This is a genomic window from Rhodococcus sp. IEGM 1330 (assembly GCF_033142445.1).
Lineage (GTDB): Bacteria > Actinomycetota > Actinomycetes > Mycobacteriales > Mycobacteriaceae > Rhodococcoides.
The window spans coordinates 1-1,115 of sequence record NZ_JAWLSB010000027.1 but is presented as its reverse complement, the minus strand read 5'-3'; the positions used below and the strand labels follow the sequence as shown (position 1 = coordinate 1,115).

1 protein-coding gene is annotated in these 1,115 nt (G+C 63.9%); it reads left to right on the top strand.

Annotation, left to right across the window (positions count from 1 at the left end; translation table 11 throughout):
- Window positions 1-120 precede the first annotated feature (120 nt).
- Window positions 121-1,115: IS1380 family transposase (locus R4P57_RS26765; RefSeq protein WP_317805923.1), on the top strand; the 995-nt coding region annotated here is incomplete at its 3' end.

The window sequence follows — 1,115 nt, the reverse complement described above, 5'->3', positions numbered from 1 at the left end:
CCTGAATGCACCGATCGGGTCGTGAACGTGATCGAGTCGTAGAAGCGAAATGCCCTGTCGTGGTGAAAGAATCAATCTTGTCTAGGGAAAGATTCGGCCACTACGAAGGGCATCTCGCAGATGCAACTATCCCACACACGCCCCGTCGCTGCGGCGAGGTTCGACGACCCGAACCTCGTGTCCACCGCGGGCCTGGTCCCGGTGATGGCGTTGGCTCAGCGATCCGGGCTGCTCACCTTGGCCACAGAGCACCTGAGCGTGCCGACCGACAAAGGTGCCAACGCCGGACGCAAGATCGGATCCCTCGTCGCCGGCATGGTCGCCGGAGCCGACAGCATCGCCGACATGGCGATCCTGCGGCACGGCGCGATGAATACCCTCTTCGATCACCCGTACGCACCTTCGACACTCGGGTCGTTCCTGCGGGAGTTCGCCTTCGGTCATGTCCGCCAACTCGACGCCGTCGCCTCCCGACTGCTGTGCGCCCTGAACGAACACACCCCGGTGCTCGCCGGAATCGGCACCGAACGGGTGATGGTCGACATCGACGATTCGATCATCGAAGTCCACGGCCACAGCAAACAAGGTTCCGGCTACGGCTACTCCGGCATCCGCGGCCTGAACTCGTCGATCACCACCGTCACCACCGATAGCGCGGCACCGGTGATCACCGGGCAACGGCTCCGCAAAGGAGCATGCGGATCCGCCCGCGGGGCAGCGCGGATGATCGCCGACACCCTCACCACCGTCGAACGACTCCGAACAACGGCGCGCGCCAGCTCTGATCGCAATGTCATTGCTGCACAGTCGAAACCGTTGCTGCGTGCCGATTCCGCCTACTTCGGATACCCGACCATCGGGGCAGCGATCCGCGGCGGAGCGGACGTCTCGATCACCACCGGCCTCAACACTGTCATCCGGGCCGCGATCGCCACCCTCACCGACGATGCCTGGACACCGATCCGCTACACGAACGCGATCTACGACGACACCGCCGAGCAGTGGGTCTCGGTTGCCGAGGTCGCCGAAATACCGTTCACCGCGTTCTCGGCACAGAAGAAGGCACATCACGTTCCCGGCCGCCTGATCGTGCGACGGATCCCAGATCTACGACC